This window comes from Streptomyces sp. MMBL 11-1, assembly GCF_028622875.1.
In the GTDB taxonomy this organism is placed as follows: domain Bacteria; phylum Actinomycetota; class Actinomycetes; order Streptomycetales; family Streptomycetaceae; genus Streptomyces.
The window spans coordinates 7,351,410-7,371,215 of record NZ_CP117709.1 but is presented as its reverse complement, the minus strand read 5'-3'; the positions used below and the strand labels follow the sequence as shown (position 1 = coordinate 7,371,215).

The 19,806-nt window shown below is 70.7% G+C and carries 8 protein-coding genes; all 8 read right to left on the bottom strand.

Features of this window, described 5'->3' with window-relative positions:
- Nucleotides 1-31: 31 nt before the first annotated feature.
- A complete protein-coding gene (locus PSQ21_RS32440; protein ID WP_274034930.1) occupies nucleotides 32-14,953 on the bottom strand; it encodes a WXG100-like domain-containing protein in 14,922 nt (4,973 codons plus the stop codon).
- Nucleotides 14,954-14,986: 33 nt separating this feature from the next.
- Entirely contained in the window at nucleotides 14,987-15,298 is a 312-nt protein-coding gene (locus tag PSQ21_RS32435) for a hypothetical protein (RefSeq protein ID WP_274034928.1), read from the bottom strand.
- Nucleotides 15,291-15,749 carry a YbaB/EbfC family nucleoid-associated protein gene (locus tag PSQ21_RS32430; RefSeq protein ID WP_274034927.1) on the bottom strand — a complete coding sequence of 153 codons (459 nt, stop codon included), beginning with the start codon at nucleotides 15,747-15,749 and terminating at the stop codon, nucleotides 15,291-15,293. Before PSQ21_RS32430 ends, PSQ21_RS32435 begins: the two co-directional genes overlap by 8 nt.
- The gene (locus PSQ21_RS32425; RefSeq protein WP_274034926.1) at nucleotides 15,749-16,405 is read right to left on the bottom strand and encodes a type VII secretion system-associated protein; all 657 of its coding nucleotides are present in this window, start codon (nucleotides 16,403-16,405) and stop codon (nucleotides 15,749-15,751) included. The genes PSQ21_RS32430 and PSQ21_RS32425 overlap by 1 nt, the downstream gene beginning before the upstream one ends.
- Entirely contained in the window at nucleotides 16,402-18,486 is a 2,085-nt protein-coding gene (locus PSQ21_RS32420) for a hypothetical protein (protein ID WP_274034925.1), read from the bottom strand. Before PSQ21_RS32420 ends, PSQ21_RS32425 begins: the two co-directional genes overlap by 4 nt.
- A 97-nt stretch (nucleotides 18,487-18,583) precedes the next feature.
- Nucleotides 18,584-18,961, bottom strand: coding sequence for a hypothetical protein (locus tag PSQ21_RS32415; RefSeq protein WP_274034923.1), 378 nt, complete (start codon nucleotides 18,959-18,961; stop codon nucleotides 18,584-18,586).
- Between the two features lie 37 nt (nucleotides 18,962-18,998).
- Complete coding sequence (locus tag PSQ21_RS32410) at nucleotides 18,999-19,298, bottom strand: hypothetical protein (RefSeq protein ID WP_274034922.1); 300 nt, start codon at nucleotides 19,296-19,298, stop codon at nucleotides 18,999-19,001.
- Between the two features lie 66 nt (nucleotides 19,299-19,364).
- Nucleotides 19,365-19,712: a hypothetical protein gene (locus PSQ21_RS32405; protein WP_274034921.1), complete on the bottom strand. Its 348-nt coding sequence runs from the start codon at nucleotides 19,710-19,712 to the stop codon at nucleotides 19,365-19,367.
- Between the last annotated feature and the right edge of the window lie 94 nt (nucleotides 19,713-19,806).

Genomic DNA, 19,806 nt, shown 5'->3' with positions numbered 1-19,806 from the left:
TCCCTTCCTCCGCGGGAAAGGTGACGTGACGTCACTCCCGTTCGTAGGCCTGGTTCTCGCTCTCGACCGTCAGCCAGTCGATGACGTCCCAGAAGGGCCTTCCCTGGCCCTGGAAGCAGGAGAACTCTCCCTCCGCGAGCCCCTCCACCCCGAACATCGTCCGCACATAGTTGTTCAACAGCCGCATGACCGCGAAGGGTCCGGAGGCGGCCGGGCCGTCGTTCTGCATCTCTTCCGCGGTCTCGTAATGACCCGTCGTCTCGGCGATCCTCTGGATAAGGTGCTCGATGAAGACGGAGTCCCGCTGTGCGGCGACGAAATGGTTGCCGTAGCCACCGATGCGGAGCAGGTGATCCACACCGGCGCGGAGCCGGTCCCGGGCCGAGCCGTTCAACAGGGCCAGTTCCTCCGCACCCGCAGTGCCCCTCAGCGACTGCAGCAGAGCGTCGAAACCGTCCTGGTCGCGGATGAGGGGGCCGAGCACCGGCACGTCCTGGGGCCGCAGTCTGGGAGCGTCGACTCCCTTGAGCTGGAGTGTTCCCGGCCCCAGGTCCACATCGGCGTACACGCCTCCGTGCACCTTGAGGACGCTGTACCGTGCGAGGTCGGAGGCGAACGGATAGGCCCCGCCCCGGCTGGCCGTGGCGAAGGTGTCCGCCAGCCGCGGGTCGATGACCGTGTCGATGGACTGCCGCGCCAATCCCGGCATGGTCCGTATCCTCGCGGCGCTCCGCCAGCCCAGGCTGGTGCCGCTGTCGGTCCACAGGTTGGCCCGCCAACCTCCCTCGCGAGCGCGCCTGTTCCACTCGGAGATGTTCGTGAGCGCGGCATCCGACAGGTCGCCGCCGAGCCAGACGAAGTGGAGCTCACGCGGAATCTCGTCGGGAGCCGGGATGTTGGCCCTGACCTCCGCGACCTGTTCCCGCAGATCGGCCAGGTAGTCCGGAGGGGGGCTCAGCGCCCCCAGCCGGTGGAGGGCCAGGTCCATGGCATCGTGATCGCCTCGGCCGAGCGCGTCGAAAACGTAACCGCGCACCTCGTCGGGCTCGCCGAGACGCACCGGCCGAGGCTCCTGGCCCTCGCTCAGGAGCATGACGCCCAGGGTCGCCTCGACGTGTTCCGGCCCGGGCTCCGGTGCGACCGGGGCGGGCTCGGGCTCCTGGACGACCAGGGCGGGCTCGGCCTCCGGAACGACCGGTAGCGGCTCGGCCTCCGGGACGACCGGGAGTGGCTCGGAGGCAGCCGGCGGGCCCGCGAGGGTCTCGGACGGGGTGGGCGTGACGACGTTCAGGGTCGCGAAGATCAGGTCCGAGACCGTGCCGGCGGACGGCTGATCCGTCTGCGCGGGAACGGGCGGGACGGTCAGGCCGTCCGGGCCGGACCCGGTGGTCATCCCCGCCACGACCCACTCACCTCGGTGCCGGGTGACGGGGTCCGCGAGCAGGCCCAGCACACCGGACGCACCATCGGAGCCGATCGGCGGTTTGGCATGGCCGACCTGCACATCGGGGGCGTACCAGAGCCGGCCGGGCAGGGCGTTTGCCGCGTCCCTCACGACGCTCCCGCCGTCGCCGCTGCGGACCTTCGCCGTTTCGCAGGCGACCAGGACGACCGGGGCCGGGGGGAGCGCGGGATCTCTGAGGGTCTCCATGAAGTGCGCGAACTGGGCGCCGTCGACCTTCAGCGGCTGTCCGCCGGCCACCTGGAGTTCGATGCCGTTCTCGGTGCCGTGCGCATCGAAGAACAGCGGCCCGGCCGCGTCGTGCCTCTCCCCCGCCGGGGCCTCCGCCCGCCAGGGGACCCCGCCGACCGGGAGGTCGGTGTCGGGAACGGGGCCCTTCCCCTTCTCCGCGGTCCGGTAGTGCGCGAACCGCGCCTCGTCCGAACGGTACGCCGCGTAGAAGTCCGCGCGGGGGGCCCAGTCCCGCGAGGTGTGCGAGGCGTAGCCCAGCGTGTGGCCGTCGGCGCCACGGATCAGCTGAAGGCCCTCGTAGACCTGGCCGTAGGTGACCCGGCGCCCGTCCGGGCCGGTGAGCACGGCGTCCGGCGTCCGGCCGACGACGGTCCGCGCGGGCAGCGGTTCGCGCGACGGGGTGAAGGACGGCGACGGCGCCACCACCGCGGCATCACCGGACGGCGCCTCGGCCGGGCTGTTCGGGAGCACGTCCCGCGTACCGGAGAAGGAACCGCCACCGGTCGCGCTTCCCCTCAGCGTGCCGGTGAGCTTCTTCAGCCTCTCCCGCAGGGTGGCGGAGCGCTCGGGAGGAGTGGGCGCCGGCCGGTCCGGTCGGACCGGGGGCGCGGTCTCCCCCGTACCGCCGCCCATCCGCGGCCCGCCCGGCTCGGCGGACGGCTCCCCTGGCGGTGCGACGTTCAGCGGCGGCTCGTCCGCGCGCGGCCGCTGGCCCGGGCTTTCGGAACGGTCGCCCCGACCGGACCGAGCGGTCTCCGCGTCGGCGTTGAGCAGCAGTTCCCGCGGTACCGCGTACCGGTAACGGCCGTCGGAGAGGTGCAGCACCACACCGGGCCGCGTGGTCCCGCCGGGGGTCGTCGGTGACGCGGCGAACGTCGAATGGCTCAGGTCCGGCTGGACGACGGTCACGGGTATGCCGAGCACCCGGGCCGCGAGCAGCGCCGTCAGGTCGCCCGCGGAGTGGTTCCAGCCGGTGTCCTTGCGGTCACCGATCTGCTCGTCGCCCGGTCGCAGCAGAGACGTACGGGCCAGTTCCAGGCGCTGCACGTCGGTCAGCCGGGCGGCCACGGTGTCCGGGAGACGTCGGCGCGAGTCGGCGTGCTCGATGCCCTCCGCTTCGCTGAGCGTGATGCCCGCGTCGGTCAGTTCCCTGGGGGTGAAGCGCTCCTGCGGATCGATGGCGAGGAATGCGGCGAGTTCACCGCCGTCCGTCATCAGCCGGTCGGCGAGCCGCTGCCGCAGATGCCCGACGTCCTCGGCGGAGATGTTCCTGCCGGGCCCGTTGAGGCCGAGCCCGGCGAGGATCCCGGGATGGGCTCGGTCGACGGCGTCGAGCAGGGAGCGGTGGAAACTCGTACCGACGTCAAGGCCCGCGGGACTGGTGGAAGGCGGCTCCACGAGGTGCAGGACGCGGCCGTCCGGTGCCTTCAGGCTGACCGTCCGCCCCTGTGCGTCCGTGTCGTGGGCGACGTACGGAGCGGGGAGGGACCTCATGTCGGACGGACGGACGTAGCCCTCGGGCTCCGGGGCGGGATGCCAGGGGGTGACGGCCCGCGCCTCGGTGCGGCGTTCTGCGGCCCCCTGCTCCCGGACCTTGCGAACGGCCTCGTCCACCGCTTCGAAGTTCGCCTGTACGAGGGCGAGTTCACGGAAGGCCGCCTGCTGGTCCCCGACCGCCCGGTCGAACACCGCCCGGGCGTCGCGCGCGGCGTCCCTGTGCCTCTGGGCCTCCTCCTCGCTTCGTGACTTCCCGGCCCGTCGCTCGACCGTCTCGGGGGTGTCGAGGCGGGAGTGCGCGGACAGCACGGCTTCGAGCGATGAGCGGTAGGCGGCGTCCGCCGCGCGCAGGCGCTGTGCCCAGCTCGCCGCCTTGAGCTCTTCGCGGCTTACGGCCTCCGCGTCCGACAGCGGCAGGGCGTTGTCGAGCCTGCCCCGCGTACGGGCGATGACCTCATCCCGTTTGAGGAGGCCCGGCATTCCGGCGACGACAGTGGCCACGTCCAGGGGGGGCACGGGGGCTTCCGGGTCGCGCAGCATGTGGAGCGCCTCAAGCGCGTCGAGCACGGTGAGCACTTCGGGGAGCGGGGGGTAGCCGGCGAGGGTGACCGGGGCCTGGACCGACTCGACAGCCGGTGGCACGCTCCAGGTGGCCGGCGGGGTACCGGTGGGACGGGGACCGGTGACCGGATAGTGGTCGATGGTCTTCCAGGCGGCCTCGGAGGCTCCGGCGAGGTTCTGTTCCGCGGTTGCGAGATCACGACGCTGGTTGGCCAGATCCTGCTGGGCCTCCGCGTACCGCGACTGCGCCGTGGCCAGCAGCTGCCGCGCCACGGCCACGCCCGGGTCGAGGGCATCCGATGTCTCCATGAGGCCGCGGACTTCGGCATGGAGGGAGAAGACCTCGTCCTGGATCGCGCGCAGGCGCCGCTCGGTGCCGCCCGCCTTCTCGGCTGCCTCGGTGTACTTCGTGGTCTGCTCCTTGACGGTGGCCGCGGCGGCCTCCACCTCGGGCGGCAGCAGTCCGTGCTCCCGGGCGACGTCGAACGACACCCACATCGTCACTCCGTCCGGCACCGTGTGTTCGACGGTGACCGGGGGCCGGGAACCGGGCCTGCGGGACGGTGGGACGAACGGCAGGTCGGCGATGCGGTGGGAGGCGGTCGCGGTCTGGAGTACGTGCAGGGGCGCCTGGATGAGCACGGCGCCGCCGGCGAAGGGCTTGAGCGTGGTCAGCGCGGAGCTTCGGCGGTCGGCGGCCCCGCCCGCCAGGTCGGAGTCCGCCCAGCCCGGCACGGTGGCCGGGGTCCCGACCGCGGGCTCGGTCTGGAAGCCGGGACCGGCGGTCGCCGCCGGTGCGTGCGCGTCGGTGATGTCACCGGTGTAGATGTCGTTGTCCAGGGTCCGTCGGCTGCCGCCGACACCCGCGCCCGGGTCCACGGCCAGCAGGGCGGCCCGGGAGAGATCGACGTCGACGGAGATCCTCAGGGTCGCGTCGGTCCCGCCGATCGTCGACGTGGTGTCGTGCAGCGTCACGGTCAGGCTGTCGCGGATCATCTGCGGGAAGTAGGCGCTCAGCACGTCGGTGCTGATGCCCCCCTTCAAGGCTTCGCCCGCGGGGGTGCCGGGTCGCGTCAGCGCCGTCCTGCGCACATAGCGGCCGTCCTCGCCCGTGGGCATCGGTGTCTCGGCGTCGGGCGTCGTGCCACGTCCCTTGACGGCGAGGTCAACAGCGTACGCCGCGGCGTCCCGGAGGACGGTGACGCCGCCGACGGTGGTGACGACGACGCTCTCCGGGCCGGTGGCGAACAGCCGCCTGCCCGACGCGTGGCGCTCCCGGAGCGCCACGGCCCGCTGATGGCCGGAGGGAAGCAGCATGGGAGGGGCGGGCTGCTCCGGCCCGTCGCTCCGCGGCTCCGTCGTCCGCCGTTGCGACCCCTGCGGCTCGGTCGTCCCCGCTTCCGGCGTCCGAGGTTCCGGCGTCCGCGGTTCGGCTGTCTGCGGTCGGGCGAGGCTCAACGGCATCACCACCTCGGCATCGCCGACGGGATAGGTGTGACGCACCACGGTCCCGTCGGGCAGCTCAAGGGTGAAGGTGGCGTCGAACCCGGTCCGGCCGGTCACCACCGGCCCCTCGAAGGCCACCTGGGCACTCAGGGCGTCGTTGACCGTGTGTGCCAGGGATGTCGAGCGGGAGGACCCGACGCTGTCGTCGAGGGTGACGAGGGCGCTCCGCAGGCCCGGACGGTCCGGGACGGTCGGCATCTCGCTGAGCCGGTACCCGGCCTCGTACCCGCGCGCCAGCTTCTCCGTCACCGTCTCCGCCGTGAACGTGGGCCGGGCGATCGTGGGCTTGACGTCGTGACGCAGCACACCGGGGGTGAAGCCGCGTCGCGTCAGGGTCACGGTGAGACTGGCCTCCTTGGCCGGTCCGATCTTGTTCCGGGCCAGGCGCAGGGAGGTGCCGCCGTTCTCCATGCCCGACTGCAGAGCGCGGATTCCGGACGGCGACAGGGCGGTCATCTGCCGTGCCAGGCCGCCGAGCTGGTCGGCCAGCAGGCTCTCGGGCCCGAGCCAGCTCCTGTGCTGGGGCAGGGTTTCCAGCAGGAGGTCGGTGAACTCGCCGATCGCCCGGTTCAGGTCGATGCGGCCGACCGTGAGCGTGGCGTGCGAGGCGGCGTCGACGGCGGTGTAGCGCAGCTGGGGCGTCGGCGCGGCGAGACCGTCGTCGAAGATCCCGGCCTTCCTCGCCTCGGCGAGCGGCATCCATACGAGCAGGCCGTCGGGGATCTCCACGACGCGGCCCCGGGGCGGCCGGCCGCGCATCGCCTCCATGGGCGCCCGGAGCAGACCGGACGGCTGGGACCGGGCCGCGAGGTGCCAGGCCACGTCGGCGCCGACCAGGACCATCGGCCCGGTGTACTGGACGGTGTGGGCGGGGTTCGCCGACAGTGCCTGGGCCTCGGTCGCGGTGGCGGTGCGCTGGTACGGCGACGCCGTGAGTCCGTAGGTGCCGAAGGTCTGCAACGCGTCGGTGTGCCGGGCCCGGAGGGCCAGCAGGGCCGAGACGGTGTGGCTGCGGACGCGGGCGACCGAGTGTCCCGCCCCGTTGGTGCCCGAGCCCACGTTGGACAGCGCGAGGTCGCTGGAGTCGACGACGGCGAGCACGCGCGTCCTGCCGACCTCGGGCCAGGCGCTGACCGACGCGGTGATGTCGGTGACGGCCGTCCTCCCGAACAGGTCGCTGACGTGCTTGCCGCTCTGTGCCGCGTCGCTGAAGTCCGCTTCGTTGCGGCCGGGGCTGAACGCCTCGGTCAGGGCGCTGGAGGCGGGGGTCCCGTCGGTCGTGTAGATCCAGGAGTTGCCGGAGACGGAGGCGAGCAGTTCCTTGAGGTGGCGCAGCACGACCTCGGGCGAGGTGACGCTCTGCACGGAGTGCAGGCCGTCGAAGAGTGCGTGGGGCGTCCAGTCGCCCGTGGAGACGGGTTTCCCGGAGGAGAGCAGCTCGGCTCGGCCCGGCGCCATCTCCGTCTCCCGGGGGCCCGCGGTCGCGTCCGACTCGTTGACGTGCGGGCGCGCGGCGACGGAGAGCGACGCGGGTACGGCGAGGGAAACGCGGCCGGGGACGGAACCCGCGGTGGTCCGCCCGGCGCCCTGCTCGGTGGCGAGGACGTCGACCGTCCTGTCGGCCGGTTTCACGAACCAGCGGGTGCTGAGCAGTTCGCCGGTCATGGTCCGCATGATCTGACGCGGCCGGGTGAAGCTGGTGGCTTCGGCGGTGAAGGCCAGGTCGTAGGACCACAGATGCTGCGTCCCGGAGCTGGTGATGCCGCCCTCCGGGGTCAGCGTCGGACCGAACGTCATGGTGTAGGCGCTCTGTCTGCCGTACCGGTAGCCGATGGTTCCGATGCCACCGAAGCCCTTGAGCCCGAGGAGGCCGGCGTCGAGGCCGACCGTCCAACCGTGGGTGCGGGCGGTCGCGTTGTCGGCGCGGCGCGTCGACAGCATGCTGTTCGCCATGCCCATATCGTGATGAGTACCCACGAACTGGCGGTTCTTGGCCGTCGCGCGCACGGTGACGACGACATAGCGCTTCTTGACGGAATCGAGTTGCTCAAGCTGGATCCGCAGTCCGGTGCTCGTCAGACGGTCGAGGGAGCCTTCCAGCACCGTACGGGCGAGTGCCTGGCGCAGCATGTGGGTGTTGTCGGCCGTCTTGTTGTACTTCCGGTCGCTCCCGCCGCCGGTGGCGTCCGTGGTTGTTCGGGGCGGAAGCACCAGGTCGGGATAGGCACGGTACAGCCCTGCCTGGATGCGGTCGATCAACTCGTCCGTCAGCGAGACGTGGGACGGGGCCGTCTCCGGGGCTCGGGTCGCCGCGAGGTCCAGGACCGTGTGCAGACCGAAGGTCGCCGGATCGTCCGACGACAGATACGCGGGTGCGGAGGGATGGTCGGCCCCTTGGACGGGCGCGGTGCCGTCGTCCCAGCCGGCCAGTCTGCGCGCGTCCGCCCGTGGCAACTGCACCAACGCGGTGAGGAAGGCCCCTTGCCCGTTGGCCGGGTTCTCGGCGCCGTGGTCGGTCCGCTCGGCCGGCCCTGGCGATTCCCAGTCACCACCCTGCTTGCGCAACTCGATCCGGAACCGGACGTCGTAGAGCCCCGAGTGTCCTCGGCTGCTGAGTGTCCGCGCGGACTCCGCCGTATTTCCGGCGTAGCTGCTCTCCGCACGCTGGGTCGTCAGGCCGGCGTAGCCCGCGACCTGGACGCTCAAGGCGCCCACGGGCTGGAGCAGCCCGATCCGGGGCCCCAAGGAGAGGCCTATCGCCGCGCCCTGGGTGTTCTTCTTCTCCGTGGTGGCGGTGGTGCGCTGCGCGTCGGACTTCTTGACCTCGGTCGTGTCGGACGCCTGGCGCAGGGTGGCGTCGACGGGGACGAGCCGCAGCTCCACCGAGCCGAGCGACCGGTCACCGAGACCGGCGAAGAGCGGAGCGCTGACCACCGTCTCGCCGGAACTCTGCGCGATCATGGCACGCAGACTGTCCTCGCCGAACAGGTCGCCGAGTTGGTGACGGAGGAAGGTGCCGGGGGTCGCTTCGGGGAAGTTCGCGAGCGCCCAGTCGAGCAGCCGGGTCTCCGTGGTGACGCCCAGCGGTGCGAGCAGGTGAGGCCGGGCGCCCGGCGCGAACGTGATCGTGGTGGGCAGCCGGTCCGGGACCGCCGGGTCGGTGACGCTGTCCGGGACCCGCCAGGTGACACCGTCGTGTATCCGGTAGTGCCGCGTGCCGGGGCGGGGCTGCTGCTGCTCCGGGGGCAGCGCACGGTGCTTCTTGTCCCAGACGTGCGTGGACTCGACGGCGATGTGCAGATCGCTCACATGCAGATGGCTGCCGTCCTTGCCGATGACGGTCACGCTGCTCTGGGCCCGGCTCTCCCGGGTGTAGGTGTAGCCGGCGTCCATGCGCCGCGCGCTGAGGGACAACGACGCGAGCGCGCCGACGGTTCCCGCGGTGGGGACGAGCGGGATCGCCGCTCCGAAGGCGCGGGACACGTTGAGGGTCTTGGTTTCCGTGGCACCGGGGCGGATGCGGAGTTCGGAATCGATCTTGACCGGGGCGTCGGTGGCCTTCGCCTCGACGGCCTTGACCTTGGCGGAATCGGCCTCGGTGGACTTCGCCTCGCTGTTCGTCGCCTCGGCGTCCTTCGAACCGTCGTCCTTCAAACCGTCGGGTTTCGAACCGCCGGATCTCGAACCGCCGTCCTTCGAACCGTCGGTTTTCGAGCCGCTGCCCCCGTCCCTGGCGGCGCCGGTGGCCGCCTCGTCCTTGGGTCCCCCGCCGGTCCCGTCCTTGGACGTCGAGCTGTCCTTCACCGGGTCCGAGGCCGACGGCTCGGCGTGGCGCCGCCAGTTTCCGTAACTCTCCATCGAGAGGGAGATCTCCCGGTGGCCGCCGTCCATGGTCGGCAGAGTGAAGGTCCGGGGGCTGAGCAGCGTGTGCGGGGCCTGGGTGAGCACGCGCCTCAGCTCGTCGAGCCCGTCGGGCCGGAGCCGCCACTCCGCGGCAAGGGAGTCGACCAGCGCGTCGCCTCCTCTGATGGTGATCCGCCCGTGACCGTGCCCCCGCAGCGACCTCGGAAGCATGGCATTGTCGTCGTACGTGACGAACCCGCCGGTCCGCTCCGGTCCGGGCGGGGTGGCGTCACTCTCCAGCACCGGGTCGGCGAACTCCGCCTTGACCACCTTCACGCCCGGATTCCCTATCCGGCGGAACACCTCGTCCCGGAGGGCCTGTTCGGTGTTCAGGTCCGGCCGATCGCGGCGTGCGCGGTACATTCGCTGCTCGTACTCGTCCGCCGGGAGCGCGTTCAGAACCCGGTCGCGGGCCGTGGGCCGCGGGGACGCGTGCGACGCGCCTGGTCGCGAGGGGGCGTCGCCGCCCGGGGCTCCGGGTGTCTTCCCCTGCCCGCCCACCTCTCCGGTCCGGTTTCCCTCGCTGTTCTCCCTCACCGGGGCCCCGGAGTCCCCGGAGCTCCCGGGGGCGGAGACCACGGAATCAGCGTCATCATTCTCCGACGCCTTGGCGGACCGCGTCTCCCCTTCCCGCTCGGCCTGGTGTTCACCGTCGGGGCCGGACGCGTCTTCCCTTCTCGCCCCGGACGCGCCGTCGGTCCTGGCCTCGGCCCCGTCCTCGGTCCGGGTGCGCGGGCGACGGCTGTTCGGCGACGGCAGGTCGTCCCTGCCCACCGAGCGGGCGCTGTCCCCGTTCTCCCTCGCGGACTCCGACGCGTCATCCTGCCGCCGCGGAGCTTCCAGCAGTTGCTCGCCGAACCGGGCCGAAGCGCTCCGGTCGCTACCCTCGCCGGCCGGTCGCGGAGGCTGCGCCCGGTTGTCGGCCTCCCCGTCGACGCCGGTCCGGGCGGCGGGAGTCCGTACGGTCTCCGAGGGCCCGGCCTGCGAAGGGGCCCCCTCGTCCGTCGGCCCGGCCCGGCCTGTCAGTTCCGTGTCTCCGACGTCCGTGCGCTTCTCCGGTACGACGTCTTCCGCCTGGGGAGTGCCCGGCTCGTCGCCGATCGTCGCCAGGTCCCGCAGCCGTTCCACCAGCGTGCGGGCATCCCGGGCCGCCCGCTCGCGTACCGTCTCGGGCAGTTGGTCGAGCGAGCGGTCGATACGCCCGTCGAGGTCGCGCAAGCGGTCCGGAGCGCGCAGCTCCTGCTTCAGGCGCTCCTGGCCCTCGCGCCTCAGTTCCGCCGTCTCGGCGTCGTAGTCGTCGAGGATCCGGTCGACGGCCCGGCCGTCGTCCGCCGCCTCGTCCAGCCTGCGCTGCCACGCGGCGCGGCGTTCGGAGCCTCGCTCCGCCCCGACGGGACCGCCGTCCGCGATGGCCTTCAGCCGACGGTCACGGTCCAGCCGCACCATCCGGTCGAACCGCTCCCGCTCGACGGCCTGTCTCGCTGTGTCGTCCTCGGCGTTCGCGTACCGCTCATCCCACTGCCGCGTCTCTTCGCGGGAGAGGCCGATGCCGCTCCCTTCGTTCAACCGGTCGAGCCGTGCCCTGTCGCTCTCCGCCCGGGTGTCTTCGGACCGGTCCCCGACCGGAGTGCCGTCGCCTCCGTCACTGCCTGAGCCGTTGCGCGGCGGCGGCTGCGCCGTGTCCCGCTGGCCGCCTCCGCCGCCCAGGGCCTCCCACCGCGCGTGCAGCGCCGAGATATCGGCGTCCAGCGCAAGACGGGCCGCGCGGCGTTCGTACTGGGCCTCGATCTCGCTCGTGCGCCCGGTTCCTTCGAACCGGCTCTTCCAGGAGTCCAGTTCCTTCTCGGATGCCCCGAGCTCGCGCAGCGTCGTGAGCCGTCGTGCTGCCGTCAGTTCGGCGTCGTAGTCGGCCCGCACCTTGTCGAGATCCTCGGGGGTTTCCGACTGCTGCCGGCGGTCCTCCCATACGAGAAACCGCTCGCGGTCCATGCCCGACTTCTCCGCGTCGGCCCACCGGGTGCCGGCCAGCCCCTCCTGGAGCGCCTCGACGGTGTTGTCGGCGCGGGCCTTGAGGTCGGACCCGAGAGTGCCGAGACGGCTCTCGAACTCGTCCAGCAGCTGGGACGTCCGGCGCGGATCCCCCGCGAGAGCGGACTCCTCGATGTTCAGGGCATGTCGCAGCCACTCCGTGCGGCGCATGCCCAACCGAGCGGCCCGCGCCTCGTGTCCGCCATCGACATGACCGCGGAACTGCCGCAGGCGATCGCCGATGCCGTGCACGGCGACAAGGTCGCCCAGTTCCCGCAGTCCGTCGGCGGCGGCGGCGTGCCGGCCCGCGCCGGCATCAGCCCTGATGCTCTCGCCCAGCCGCTGCCGCGCCTCCCTGTCGACACCCACCCTGCGGGCGTCGGCCAGCAGGGCGTCGGTCTCCCGCGCCACATCCCTCGTCAGCCTGCGCTGCTCCGGTGCCATCCGGCCCTCGGGTACGTCGGGCATCTGCGCCCGCCGCTTCAGCAGGTCGCCGTCGGGACCGTCCAACGCGTCGAGGCGCGTGATCATGGAGTCCACGCCGTCGTCGTGCGGGGCGAATCCCTCGGGGAAGGGCAGGTCGTCCCGCGTCTCGGTACGGAGCGGATTCCGCGAGACCTCGGTGGCCGGCCTCCGGCCGTCGCTCTCGGTCCGCTCCGGGGCCTGTCGGCCCTCCGTCGGGGGCTCCACGCCGGGCGGGCTCTTCGGGATGTCCGGGAACACGAGGTCCGGCTGGTCCGCCACGGAGGTCCGGTCGCCCGGCCCGTTCCGCGGCACGTCGGCGAACCGCAGGTCGGACGGGCCAGACCCGTCCGCGGACGCGTCGCCGGGTGCCGACTGCCGCGATCCGCCCGGGGTCGCTTGGGCGCCACCGGGCTTCGACGCGGCCGGTGCGGGGGGCGGCGACATGAGGTTGCCGCCCCCTCCCCCGTGGGGAGAAGCGCCGTCGGCATCGAGGCCGGGCTTCGTGCCGTCGGGCTCCAGCCCGTGGAGTCCTTCCTCCTCAAGGGCCGAGCGATACCGCTCACGGAGTTCTTCGACCCGTGTGAGGGAGCCCTGACCGCCGGAGTCTCCCTCCCTCAGCTTTGCCAGCCGTGCCGCGAGGTCGGATTCCCGGTCGTCGGGGTCCCGCGAGTCCTTGAGCCGGTCCAGGCGTTCCCGCAGAGCGTCGAGTTCCTCCGAGGTCCGGTGCCCCGGGCCGGAGTCGTCCGACAGCCTGTCGGACAGTCCGTTCGCGCCGTCGCCCGCGGTGTCCGGGAAGCCGTTCCGCGACACGTCGGGCATACCCGCCAGAAGCTGCTCCGTTTCCGGCGACAGATCCGTGTCCAAGGGTGTCCGGGGTACGTCCGCGAAGCTCTCCAGGAGCCTGTCCACGTCCGCTTCGTCGTACGTCGCGGTCCCGGAAGGCCGCCCCTGGTCCTGACCGTGATTCTGGTCCTGGTTCTGGTTCTGGTTCTGGTTCTGGTTCTGGTTCTGGTTCTGGTTCTGGTCCAGTGAGTTGGGTGCCCCGGGTTCGTCCGAGGAACCGTTGAGCAGCAGGTCCGGCTCCGGCGTCGTGACCGGCGGCACGGGAGGGCCGGAGGTGGAAGGGGTCGCAGCCGGATCGGCCGGGTTGCCCGTGACGCCCGTGCTGCTGGTCGTCACGTCGCCGCCGGCGGTGTCGCCGCCGTCGTTCGTGGAACTCGTGCCGTTCGAACCGGTGGCGAAGGCGGGAGCGGACGCTCCGGACACTTCGTACGGTGCTGCGTTCCCGTCGTCGTCGCCCGAGAACAGGGTCCGGCCGCCCGGGGAGCCGTGCGTGTCCAGGTAGTACAGGCTGTCGCTGTCGGAGGCGCTGTCGTCGTCGCCGCGCGGCGAGACATCATCCGAACCCGGGTCCGAGAACGACTCCGTGAGCGTGCGGTTGCCGACGTCGTTCTTCGTGCCGGATCCGTCGCGCGCCGGCGCGGTCGACTCGGTGCTCGGTCGCGGCGCGGCGGACGGCGGGGTGGGCGAGTCGGTCGGGAAGACCGGGGGACGCGGCGGCGGCGCGGCGGGAGGGCCTTGGACCGCCTGGTGAAGGGATTGAAAACCGTGGGCGACTCCCCGGCCCATGATGCCGCCCGCCGCGCCCGCGGCCGCCGTCCAGCCACTGACCGTGAATGTGTGCTCGGGGCCGAAGAGCAGGTTGTACATGCCCTCGGTGACGACGGCGTGGCCGGACTCCGCGCCGATCTCACCGAGGAAGCTGCCGATCCGGAAGCCGAAGTTGCCTTCGATGTTCTTGCTGATGGTCTGCACGAAGGAACCGGGCAGGTCGTGCGAGAGCGCCCGCACCCCGTTCTCCCCCAGGTCCTTCACGTACGGCTTGAGCGCGTCGTCCAGCGAACGGGTCAGTCCCTGCCAGTCGGCCTTGCCGCCCCAGTTCTTGACCAGTGCCTCGCCGTAGTCGCGTCCCAGGTTCCGGGCGGTCTCGTTGCCGATGGAGCCGCCGAGATTCTTCTCGAAGGCGTTCGCGAAGTCCTTGACGACCTCCCGGCCGACCGCACCGGCTGCCGCGCCCCTGGCGCCGTCCGCCCCCAGATGGTTCAGGGACTCGTTGGTCCGGCCCATGATGTTGCCCAGACGCTCACCGAGCTCGCGGGCGGACTGTTCCGAGATCGTCCGGCCCGCCGCGCCCGCCCCGGCCTTGCTTCCGGCCCCGGCCGCGTCACCACCGGCACCACCGGCACCCTTGCCGAGACCGCCACCCACGCCTTCTCCGACACCTTTACCCGCACCACTACCGGCACCACCGGCACCCTTGCCGACACCGCCACCCGCACCGCCTCCGGCGCCTTTGCCCGCACCGCCACCGGAGCCCTTGCCGACGCCGGCACCGGCGCCGCCCGCACCCTTACCGACACCACCGCCCGCACCACCGGCACCCTTACCGAGACCGCCGCCCGCACCACCAGCGGCGCCCTTGCCCAGGCTGCCGGCGCCCTTGCCCGCTGCGCCGCCAGCACCCTTGCCGCCTCCGGCCAGCCCGCTGCCCAGCACCTTCCCCGCGTCGTTGCCGAGGATCTTGCCGAGGCCCTTGCCGGTCAGATTGCCGAGGAGCTTGCCGAGACCTCCGCCCAGCAGGGCGAACGGTCCTCCCAGAACACCACCGATGGCAGCGAACTTAGCGGCGTCCGCGGTGAAATTCTTGTTCCACTCCGTACGGTCACCGCGGCCGAGCTGGGTGAGCTGAAGGATGGAGTCGAGCAGCAGGCCGCCGACGAGACCGGTGATGGTCTGCATGATGATCTGGGCCAGCAGGAACTTGAGGATCAGCACCGCCATGGCCCGGAACTTGGAGATCGCCGCCGCCGCCCAGATCTCCGACAGCCCACCCGTCACCGCCAGGAAAGCCTGGGCCAGAGCTATCTGGACGACGAGCAGAGCGAGCTGGCCGAAGATCATCCACTTCGTGTACTCGATGTCGGCGGCCGTCGAGTGGGCGTTCTTCGACAGCTTGAGAGCGTCCTCGTAGGCCCGTTCAAGAATGCTCTCGTTGCCGTTCGTCCTCTCGACGAACTGCCGTGCGTATGCCACGAACCGGGTGGCGGTCTCGCCTTCGAAGTCCTCGTCGACGCGGCTGACGACCTGCCGCAGAAGTTCCTCGACCTGACGGAACTTCTCGGCCATCTGACGATACTCGTCGCTGACCAGCCGCAGGGAGTCCTCGTTCGCCTGCGGGAAGGGCATGCCGGTCAGAGTTTTGAGGAATGTCCCCCACCCCTCGGAGACCTCGATCGCCATCGTGTGGTTCCGTGTCTTCGAAGTCCGGCCGGCTCAGCCGGCGGCGATGTGGTTGGCGTCGTTCTCGGCGTCGTTCAGGATGACCGAGGCGTTGTTGCCACTGATGCCGACCATTTCGAGCAGATCGGAGAGACCTTCGAGGCCGTAGGTGAGCCCCTTGCCGGTCGAGTCGACGAACTTGTGGTACTGCTTCGCGTACACGTCGTCCTTGCCCCCGGCGGTCCTGTTCTCGACGTTGATGTGGTCGTTGAGAACGCCGAGTTCGCCGACGATCCGTGAGATCTCCCCGAACTGGGTGAACCGGCGCGGCAGGTCACCTGGAACGCTGAGGGTTCCGTCAGCCATAGAACTCGTCCTCCTCGCCACGGTTCCCGGGCTTCTTCCTGCTGTCCCCCAGCACCGTCTCGTTCAGGCCCTCGGGATGCATCGCGCGCAGCGGGGCGAGCAGGTCGTCGAGCTCACCGCCGCCGAAGAGACCGCTCGCCAACTCCTCCTGGCTTCCCATCAGCGGCCGTACCGAGCCGCTGACCTTGGAGTTCATCTCCAGGCGCGCCGCGTTGACGGTGGTCTTGAGCACCTCGGCGAGCTGGGCCCCCGGCATCGTGCGGTAGCCCTCGGTGTGGAACTTGAAGGAGAGGACCTCGCCGTGTGCGTTGACCGACGCGGTGACCATCCGGTCCTTGGACGTCACCGAGGCGGATGCCCTGGCGAGTTCCTCCTGGACCTGCTGGATCTTCTTCGTCTGCTCCGCGAGGTCGGCCATGGCCTCCGCGAGCTGTTCCTGGAACGACACCATCAGTTCTGCTCCTCCTTGCTTTCCGCCGCTTCCAGTACGTCGACGGCGCGGGACAGGTCGTCCTCGGACAGCCGCAGGGCGACGGGGCCGGTCGGGTTGAGGTACAGGTCCTGGCCCTCGGGCACGAGCGCCAACGCCTCCGAGACGGGCAGTACGCGGTGGGCGAGGGCTCCCGCCCGCTCCAGGTGGCCGGGCGCGGTGAACACCGGCACCACCGGGTCGCCGTCCGGGGTACAGGCACTGACCACACCGCCGCCGGGCGCGGTCAGAACGGCCAGTTCGGCGGTGACCACGGCCAGGGCCACGGCCTCGACGGGGCCGTAGCCGGTGGCCGCGAGCTGCATGGCGGCGTCCACGTCGTCGGTCGGCTCGGGCCAGCCGAGCATCCCCGGTGAGGGACGGTACGCGTCGTTCCGCTGCCATTCGGTGATCTCACCGTCGGCGTCCGAACGCCACTGCCCGATCACCGCCCACAGGGGCGGTGCGCCGTCCCCGCTCCACGCGGGGTCCACCATGCCGAACCAGTGCTCGGGTGCGGTGCGCGCCGCCGCACGGATGTCGTCGGGCACCGGGGGCGTCGCGGCCCCCTCGCCTCCGGTGGTGGAGACCGCTCCCCCGAGGGGGGTTCCGCCCGTCTTCGCGCCTGCGGAACTCATCGTCCGATCACCCCCGTTCCGGCGTCGGGCTCGGTGCCCCACACCTCTTCGTCCTCCGAGAGCCATACGTTGCGCTGCCGCTCGCCGCCGTTGCCCGCGCCGCCGCCCGGAGCGCCGCCCGCGCCCATGCCCATTGGCGGCATGAAGGGCATGCCGGTCCCCGTGCCGCCGCCCACTCCGCCCCGGCCGAGGGCTCCGATCGACTGGGTGGTGGGCACGGTGCCCTGCGGCATCGCGACGCTCGGCACCGCGGGCAGTCCCAGGGCGGCACGGGCCCGACCGCTGAGTCCGGACACCCCGGATGTCGCCTCGCGCACGGGGTTGCCATTGCTGTCGACCATCTTGCGCAGACCTTCGGAGGCATTCTTCGAACCGCCGAAGAACTCGCCGCTCGCCGTGGACGGGCGGCGCTGGCCGTTGAGCAGTTCGTCGAGCGTCCTGGGGTTGCGGGTCTTCAGGTTGTTGCTCTCGGTCACGTGCTTGCCCTGCGGATCGGTGATGGTGCCGTCGGCGTTGATCCGGGAGCCCGGCGGCACGCTGAGCTTCCCTCCGTACATGTTGGTCAGGGGCTTGCCGTCCGCGCCGATCAGGTTTCCCTGAGCGTCCACCTTGGTGCCCTTGGGAACGATGAGATTGCCCTCGGCGTCGATACCGAAGCCACGGGTCGAACCTCCGGAGAGGGAACCGCTCGGAAGCGTCGGTGGCTTCGGTCCGCCGGTCACGGGTGAAATGATCTTACCGCCGGGGCCGATGGTGGAGCCGGGCGGCATGATCAGAGGCTTGCCGTCCGTGCCGAGGACCGGCTTGCCCCGGGCGTCGGTGACGGCGCCGGTCCTGGGGTCGATGCGCGATCCGGCCGGCAGCCCACCGCCTCCCGGGGGGTTGCTCCCACCGGAGATGCCGCCGCTGGACCCGGTGACCGGATTCGGGACGGCACCGAGGCTGGGGACCTTCGGAACGTTGGTGGAGGATATCCCCCCGCTCGGACCGGTGATCGGTGGCGGGCCGCCGAGGCCCGTATGGCCGCCTCCGGCGCCGAGGCCGCCTCCCTCACCGCCCGCGCCGGCGCCGCCCACGCCGCCCCCTTCACCGCCGCCGAACATCTCCTTGAACTTGTTGATGAAGTCGTCGGCTCCGCCCTCGCCACCGGGGCCGCCCCCGGTGCCCGCGTCGCCGTAGAACTTCTTCTGTTCCTCAGGGGTCAGCGAGATGGTGAACGTGGGCTTCACGATGGAGTTCGCGTCGGAGAGTTTCGCACTCGCCTTGTCGTACGCCGTCGCCAGATCGACCATCGTCTGCGCCGACGCCAGATCGAGGCCGGTCTCGACTTCCGCGAGCCAGCGCTGCTTCGCAGCGCTCTCTATACCGCTCCAGTCCAAACCGCTGACCGTCGGATCGTGGTCCGACAGGAACGTCCTGGCACCAATCGCTTTCAGGAACTCCGCACGCAGATGGGGAAACGCCATGGAGACGGACCCCAGGCGGGACGTGTCGAGGGCGCTTTCCACGGTTACTTCCTTGCCGAACCAGGCCCAGAAGTTCTTTTGCAGAACCTGGAGGGTGGCCGTCAGCTGAACGCTCACCGCTTCGAGATCGTCCTTTATCGCACCGCTCATGTAGAAGGACTGCGTCTCCAGAAGTGAACGCTTCACTCCTTGGAGAACAGCTTCGAAGAGAGCGGCAGATTCACCTTCCAGTTCTTCGGACCCATTGCCTACCTTCTCGGCCCATTCATGGAATTGGGCCACCCATCCGCCGGTCCAGATATCCATGTTCTCGAAGACGTCGGACGCCAGGCTCGACATCAGCGGATTGGTGTCCTTGTTCCCTCCGGACACGGCCGATCCGAGTATCGGTTCGGTCGCGCTGGTGAATTCCGACAACGCGCCGCCGTCGTTGCCGAAGTCGGTCCAGTTGTAACCGAATCCGAACATCAGATATCGATTGTCCCCGCGGGCCGGGAAGTCGAAGGCATACCAACCGTCCAGCTGCCACTCCTTCGCCTTGGACTCCGGGGATTCCGAGTGCCAGGCGCCGTTGACCTCCTTGGTGATCCACTTCTTCGACGAGGCGCCCGCCACCTGGTTCCGGTCCGGGAGTTTGGTGGTTCCGTCGTGGAACATGGCGAGGATGCCCTCCCACGTGGCCGGCATCCCGGGAGGCACCTCGACCACGGTCTCACTTGCCCTTCGGGGTCAGGATCTCGGAGAACTCCTCGACGAGGGTGCCGCCGATGCTCGTGGAGTCGTCCTCGGCGTCCTTGTGCTTGGTCTCCACGTCACGCAGGCTCGCGGAGAGGTTGTTCATGAGCGTGACGGCCGTGTCGTACCGGGTCCGCATGCTGGTGCGGTACGCCTCCAACTGGCCTTCCAGTGCCTTCGCCTGCGCGCACTTCTCGGGGAGGCCGACCGCCAGCGGAATCTTCGACCCCAGGCTCACGTACTCCGCCTTGACCGTGATATCGCGGCGGAACCTGGGAATCTCCTGGTTGGCGTACCTGAGATAGACGCCCTCGGTCGACTGGAAGATGTCGCCCGGGGTCTCGTCGCTGGCCATGCTCGCTCCTCGCGGAAGTCGGACTCGATCGGTCGGGTCAGCTGCCCTGGAGGTTGTTCAGGCCACGGCCGCCGTCGAGGTCGCCGTCGATCTGCCGGGCGTGCATGCGCTGGAGAGTGGTCCGGGCGACGCCGTACTGCTCGTCGAGCTGAAGCTTGATCTTGGCCAGCTCAGCCTGGAAATCCTCCCAGGAGGTACGGGTCTGACCGCTCAGGGTGTCGCGCAGGGAGCCGAAGTTCTTCTCCATCCACGCGAGCGCCTCCTTCATCTCCCGCTGGGCCGCGTCCATGTTCCTGACGGCGTCCTGGACCCCTTGGTGGCTGATCTTGACAGACATTGGCGGAACTCCTCATGAGGCGTTAAGAGAACGGGGAACGAACTGCGGAGAGACGCACGGAGAAAGTCACCCGGGGTTGATCATGCCGGAGATGCCGGCGGCGTAGGAGTTCGCCTCGTGCTCCGCGTCCCCGAGAAGCCGGTTGGCCATCGCGGTGCCCTCGCGGAAGAACTGCGTACGCTCCATGACCCGGGCATGCGTCCTGAGCCACTCGTCGATGCCGGCCGCGTGGGTCTCGGAGGAAACCGCCTGGTATGCGGCCCGGACCTGACCCTGGATGGCCCTGACCTTGCGGCCGGCCTCATCCATGTCGCGAAGATGCTGGTCCAACGTCTTCAGTGTCTCCAGCATCGCTGTTTCGTCGTTGGACAGACCGTCGGCCGAATTGACGTTGAAACCGGAGACATCAGTCATGGGAGTCCTCCTGGACGCTGGGGCAACACGACGGCACCACAGGTGCACGGCAGCCGGACCGCACCGGGAATCACGCCCTCCGGTAGCCGACGGA